The organism is Streptomyces phaeoluteigriseus (assembly GCF_001896135.2).
Lineage (GTDB): Bacteria > Actinomycetota > Actinomycetes > Streptomycetales > Streptomycetaceae > Streptomyces > Streptomyces phaeoluteigriseus.
In genome coordinates this window covers 125,611-131,803 of sequence record NZ_MPOH02000001.1, presented here as the reverse complement: position 1 = coordinate 131,803, position 6,193 = coordinate 125,611, and the positions used below count along the sequence as shown (strand labels likewise).

Genomic DNA, 6,193 nt, shown 5'->3' with positions numbered 1-6,193 from the left:
GGCGCGCCTGCTGTCGGACGGGCGGACCCGGGAGCGCCCGAGACGGAAGCAGCCGTGCCTCGCCCGGTACCACGGCCGCCGCGCGGCCCTCGAACTGATGGCGCGGGTCGGGCTCCAGGAGGACCCCGACACGCTGATCAAGGACATCGGCGTCGGCAAGCAACAACTCGTGGAGATCGCCAAGGCGTTCGCCAAGGACGTGAAGCTGCTCATCCTCGACGAGCCGACCGCGGCCCTCAACGAGGCCGACTCCCGGCACCTGCTCGACCTGCTGCGCGGCTTCCGGGAGCGGGGCATCACCTCGATCATCATCTCGCACAAGCTGAACGAGATCGAGGCGGTCGCCGACACCATCACGATCCTGCGCGACGGCCGCACCATCGAGAGCCTCGACGTCCGGGCCGACGGCGTCAACGAGGACCGCATCGTGCGGGGCATGGTCGGCCGTGAACTCGACAGCCGCTTCCCCGACCGCACGCCCGACATCGGCGAGATCTTCTTCGAGGTCCGCGACTGGACGGTGCGGCACCCCAGTTCGGACGAACGGCTGGTGTGCAAGGGCTCGACCTTCCACGTGCGGCGCGGCGAGATCGTCGGCTTCGCCGGACTCATGGGCGCGGGCCGCACCGAACTCGCCATGAGCCTGTTCGGCCGCTCCTACGGCACCTACCTGTCCGGCCGGGTCTTCAAGGACGGCGAGGAGATCCGGCTGAGGTCGGTCCCGGAAGCCATCGGGCACGGACTCGCCTACGTCAGCGAGGACCGCAAGTCCATCGGCCTGAACCTGCTGGACGACATCAAGACCTCGATGGTCGCCGCCAAGCTGTCGAAGATCGCCCGGCGCAGGGTCATCGACCCGGTCCGCGAGCACCGGATCGCCGAGGAGTACCGGCAGAACCTCAGGATCAAGACGCCCAGCGTCGACGAGGGCGTCGTGAAGCTCTCCGGCGGCAACCAGCAGAAGGTCGTCCTGGCGAAGTGGATGTTCACCGACCCCGACCTGCTGATCCTCGACGAGCCGACGCGCGGCATCGACGTCGGTGCCAAGTACGAGATCTACGGGATCATCCAGCGGCTGGTCGCACAGGGCAAGGGCGTCATCGTCATCTCCTCCGAGCTGCCCGAACTCATCGGACTGTGCGACCGCATCTACACCGTGTTCGAAGGCGCCATCACCGGCGCCGTGGAGCGCCGTGACGCCGATCCGGAACTTTTGATGAAGCAGATGACCGCTACCAAGAAGAGCGCCACCTCATGAGCCGCATGAAAGACCTGCAGAAGAACCTCTTCGGAGGCACCACCTCCAACGCCCGCCAGTTCGGCATGATCTCCACCCTGGTGGCGATCGTCGCGCTGTTCCAGATCTGGACAGGAGGCCTCACCCTCACCTCCGGCAACCTCATCGCGGTCGTCAGCCAGTACTCCTACATCCTCATCCTGGCCATCGGCATGCTGATGGTGATCGTCGCCGGGCACATCGACCTCTCGGTCGGCTCGGTCGCCGCCTTCACCGGCATCGTCGTCGCCAAGGCGATGCAGGAGTACTCCCTGCCCTGGCCCCTGGGCATCGCGCTCGGCCTGCTCGTCGGCGTGGCCATCGGCTCCTGGCAGGGCTTCTGGGTCGCCTACGTCGGCGTACCGGCGTTCATCGTGACCCTCGCCGGGATGCTGCTGTTCCGCGGCGGCAACCAGTACATCGGCAACGCCGACACGGTGCCGGTGCCCGAGGGCTTCCGTGAGATCGGCGCCGGCTTCCTGCCCGAGGCGGGACCGGACACCGGCTACAACAACCTGACCCTGCTGCTCGGCGCCGCCGCCTGCGCGGGCGTCGTATGGCGCGAGTGGCGGGCGCGCCGGACCCGGCGCGAGATGAGCGCCGACGTCGCGCCGGTCTGGGTCACGGCGGTACGCCTGGCGGTGATGATCGGGGTCATCGTCTTCGCGACGCTGCGCTTCGCCGGTGGCCGGATCGGCACCAGCCTGCCGATCTCCGGCATCATCCTGATCGCCCTGGTCCTCGCGTACTCCCACTACACCCGCAACACCATCGGCGGCCGGCACATCTACGCCGTCGGAGGCAACGCCCGCGCGGCCGAGCTGTCCGGGGTGAAGCTGAGGCGGGTCAACTTCCTCGTCATGCTGAACATGTCCGTCCTGGCGGCGCTGGCCGGCATGATCTTCGTGGCCCGGTCCGCCGCCTCCGGACCCCAGGACGGTCTGAGCTGGGAACTGGACGCCATCGCGGCCGTGTTCATCGGCGGCGCGGCCGTCTCCGGCGGCCTGGGCACCGTGAGCGGCTCGATCGTCGGCGGCCTCGTCATGGCGCTGCTCAACAACGGCCTGCAACTCGAGGGCGTGGGCTCCGACATGGTGCAGATCATCAAGGGACTGGTCCTCCTCCTCGCCGTCGCCTTCGACGTCTACAACAAGAGCCAGGGACGGTTCTCGGTCATCGAAAGGCTGATGCGCCCGTTCCGCCGCGACGAACCGGCACCACCGGTCGAACCGTCGGCCCCGGCCTCCGATCCGGGCAAGGCCCCGGTCGCCGGCTGACCCACGGCCCCGCTCGCGCGCCGACGGCCGGACCACCGCCACCGGCCACGGCGCGCGCCCCCCACCACCAGCCGCGCATCGCCTTCCCGCCCACAGGCGCACCACTCTCCCGGTAACAGCGACACCGCACGAAGGGTTCGATCCACCATGCGCAGACTCACCATCCGAGGCATCGCCGCGGTCGGCGCCGCCGCACTGCTCACCCTGGGCACGGCGTGCTCCAACGAACGCGAGGGGTCCGCCGACACCGCCGACGGCAAGGGCTTCGCGAAGGACGCCCTCGTCGGCGTGGCGCTGCCCGCCAAGACCTCGGAGAACTGGGTGCTCGCCGGCGACCTGTTCACCAGCGGCCTGAAGGAGGCGGGATTCAAGGCCGACGTGCAGTACGCGGGCGCCTCGACCACCGTCGCCGACCAGCAGGCACAGATCTCCTCGATGGTCACCAAGGGCGCGAAGGTCATCGTCATCGGAGCGACCGACGCCTCGCAGCTCGCCACCCAGGTCGCCCAGGCCAAGCAGGCCGGTGCCACGGTCCTCGCCTACGACCGGCTCATCACCAACACCGCCGACGTCGACTACTACATCGCGTTCGACAACTTCAAGGTCGGCCGACTCCAGGGACAGGCCCTCGTGGACGGCATGAAGGCGAAGAAGCCGACGGGGCCGTGGACGGTCGAGCTGTTCTCCGGCTCGCCGGACGACAACAACTCCAAGGTCTTCTTCGACGGCGCGATGGATGTGCTGAAGCCGTTGATCGACAAGGGCGACATCGTTGTCGGGTCCGGCCAGACGGGCATCAAGCAGACGGCGATCCAGGGATGGAAGGCGGAGATCGCCCAACAGCGCATGGATTCGCTCCTGACCTCGACGTACGGCGGCGGCAAGACCCTCGACGGGGTCCTGTCACCGAACGACACCCTCGCCCGCGCGGTCCTCACCTCGGTCAAGGGTGCCGGGAAGCCGATCCCCGTCGTCACCGGACAGGACTCCGAGGTCGAGTCGGTGAAGTCGATCATGGCCGGTGAGCAGTACTCCACCATCAACAAGGACACCCGCAAGCTCGTGGCCGAGACCGTCAACATGGTGAAGTCCCTCCAGAAGGGCGACAAGCCGACGATCAACGACACCAAGTCGTACGACAACGGCGCGAAGGTCGTCCCGGCCTACCTCCTGCCGCCCGTCATCGTGACGAAGGACAACGCGGCCGAGTCCTACGCCGGCGACCCGAAGCTGGCGCCTCTCACCAAGTGACGAGGTCGGCCACCGCGCCGACGTTCCGGTCACGGGGTCCCGCGTCCCCGCACGCCCACGGCGTGCGGGGACGCGGGACCGAGAACCGCTCCGCCGATCAGCCGCCGACGCGGGCGGCGACGGCCAGCGCGCACTCCAGTGACTCGGTGCGACTCGTGTCGACCTCCAGGTCGTAGCTCACCCCTCGGTGCACCGCGTCCGCCTGCGCCACGGCCATTCCCCGGACGCGGTCCCCCCGCGCGATCTCGCGTCCCGCGGCGACCGCGCCGTCACACCTGACACCGACCCACAGCACCGACATGTCACCCAGGGCCCTCCGCCACCGCTGCTGCGACGCCGCCCCGCCGAGGAAGACCTCGTCGACGACGATCCGGGCACCCGCCCGGGCCATCGCCACGATCCCCTCGGTCCAGGCCTCCTCCAGCGCCCGGAAGTCCGCTCCGACGCTCACCCGGCCGTCATCCGCGACCGCCAGTCCCGCGTCGGACGCCTGGAGCTTCGCGGGCAGCGCGTCGACGAACGAATCGACCCCGAAGGCCAGCCACGGATCCGGCAGTACGGCCTGGAGGCACCGCACGATCCCGGACTTCCCCGAGCTGGAACCGCCGTTCAGGATGATCATCCGAGTTGTCGTCACCGCGCCACGGTAGAGGCACGTCCGCCGGACACGAAACGAATTTCGGGGCGGCTCCTGCCCATGCGCGGCGGACAGGCCCGAGGGGGCTCGCCGATTGACGGATTGACAGCCGCGGGCCATGGGCAGGGGGCTCAGCAGAACGTGACATGAGCACGCCCACCTTCCCCCACAGGAGGTCGATCATGCCCTCACGCACCTACGTCCCCACCCTCGCCGCCGCCCTCACGGCAGCCGTCACCCTGTTCGGCGGCCCGGCCCACGCACAAGCGGACGCCCCCGCCGATCAGCCCCTCGCAGCCCGTGTCGTCCCTACGACGCCGGCGCGTCGGCGGAGTTCAGGGCAGCCGTCGACCGGGGCGCGGCCATCTGGAACGAGAGCGTGGACAACGTCGAACTGCGCCCGGCCGCCGCCGGGCAGCGCGCCAACATCCGCGTCCTGGCCGACAACGGCTGGCCCCGGGCCCTGACCACCTCGCTCGGCAACGGAACCGTCTACATCGGACGGCAGGCAGTGACCCAGGGGTACAACACCGTCCGCATCGCGGCGCACGAACTCGGCCATATCCTCGGCCTGCCGGACCGCAAGCCCGGCCCGTGCAGCAGCCTGATGTCGGGTTCCAGCGCGGGCGTCCCGTGCACGAACCCGTATCCGAACGCGGCCGAGAAGGCCGAGGTCGAGGACAACTTCGGTGCCGCGCTCGCCCACCCGGCGGCAACGGCACCGCGCGAGGTGATGATCGTGGACTGATCCGGCGCCGCCCGCGGTGGGCGGCCGAAGCTCTGGAGTTCCTCAAGACGCGCTTGGCTCACCGGCGTTGCGGGGCATTGCCCTCGTACGAGTTCCAGCAGGACGTCCACGGGGGGTCGAGCGCAGTGGAATATGTCGTGATCGTGGGGATCGTGCTCGTCGTGATTCTCATCGCGGGGTCAGGTGGTGGCCGAGGTGGAGGCAGGTCGCGGGGCGGTGGCGGGGGTGGCCATGCGGGCGGAAGCGGCTCGTCGTGCGGGGGAGGATCGTTCTGCGGCGGGGGATCGTCCTGCGGGGGCGGTGGCGGAGGCGACTGACCGCTAGCGACCGTATTGCCCCGAACGCCCCACGTCACCTGCCCTCCATTGGCTGACAACAGGTCACGATGGAGAAGTTTTTGAGCGACAACTGCGGATTGCGGGGCCATTCGTGGGGTAGAACGGCTCTGGGACGCAGTCCATGATCATGGATGGCACCCGCACCCATTCCAGCCGGCGTCCGCCGGCGAGAACGAAGGACACAGCAGTATGGCCAGCGGCACCGTGAAGTGGTTCAACGCCGAAAAGGGCTTCGGATTCATCGCCCAGGACGGCGGCGGCCCCGATGTCTTCGCGCACTACTCCAACATCTCCGGCAACGGCTACCGTGAGCTGGTTGAGGGAGAGGCGGTCACCTTCGACGTGACCCAGGGACAGAAGGGCCCCCAGGCGGAGAACATCGTCCGCGGCTGACCCCTGTTCCCAGCCCGCCCGGATCGCCGTGTAGAGTGGCAGAACCGACGCGGGGTGGAGCAGCTCGGTAGCTCGCTGGGCTCATAACCCAGAGGTCGCAGGTTCAAATCCTGTCCCCGCTACAAAAAGAAGGGGCCCGGCTCACGCCGGGCCCCTTCTGCATGCCGCCCGTGGTGTGGGGTGAGGTCGCTCGCGAGGTCGTCCTGGTTACTTGGGGTCGCGGTTGAAGAGGGAGGTGGACCAGAGGTAGCCGAGGGCGGAGAGGGCGATGCA

At 68.9% G+C, this 6,193-nt stretch carries 5 protein-coding genes, 1 tRNA gene and 1 pseudogene; 6 read left to right on the top strand and 1 reads right to left on the bottom strand.

The features are described from left to right. The 3 genes from BM536_RS00610 to BM536_RS00600 all read left to right on the top strand — a co-directional run. Positions 1–1,258: sugar ABC transporter ATP-binding protein (locus BM536_RS00610; protein WP_245873191.1), on the top strand; the 1,258-nt coding region annotated here is incomplete at its 5' end. Beyond that, entirely contained in the window at positions 1,255–2,553 is a 1,299-nt protein-coding gene (mmsB, locus tag BM536_RS00605; RefSeq protein WP_073499686.1) for a multiple monosaccharide ABC transporter permease, read from the top strand. The genes BM536_RS00610 and mmsB, both read left to right, overlap by 4 nt. Positions 2,554–2,700: 147 nt before the next feature. After that, positions 2,701–3,804: a substrate-binding domain-containing protein gene (locus BM536_RS00600; RefSeq protein WP_073499688.1), complete on the top strand. Its 1,104-nt coding sequence runs from the start codon at positions 2,701–2,703 to the stop codon at positions 3,802–3,804. Between the two features lie 97 nt (positions 3,805–3,901). Here the strand turns inward: BM536_RS00600 and cpt are convergent, their stop codons facing one another. Further along, positions 3,902–4,426, bottom strand: coding sequence for a chloramphenicol phosphotransferase CPT (gene cpt / locus BM536_RS00595; protein WP_073499690.1), 525 nt, complete (start codon positions 4,424–4,426; stop codon positions 3,902–3,904). A 197-nt stretch (positions 4,427–4,623) separates the two neighbouring features. On the opposite strand from cpt, the pseudogene BM536_RS00590 reads away from it, so the two are divergent. The 3 genes and pseudogenes from BM536_RS00590 to BM536_RS00575 all read left to right on the top strand — a co-directional run bounded on the left by BM536_RS00590 (position 4,624) and on the right by BM536_RS00575 (position 6,042). Next, positions 4,624–5,189, top strand: a pseudogene (locus BM536_RS00590) (snapalysin family zinc-dependent metalloprotease). 527 nt (positions 5,190–5,716) lie between these two features. Further along, entirely contained in the window at positions 5,717–5,920 is a 204-nt protein-coding gene (locus tag BM536_RS00580) for a cold-shock protein (protein ID WP_073499692.1), read from the top strand. A 48-nt stretch (positions 5,921–5,968) separates the two neighbouring features. Then, positions 5,969–6,042, top strand: a tRNA-Met gene (locus BM536_RS00575). Positions 6,043–6,193: the final 151 nt, after the last annotated feature.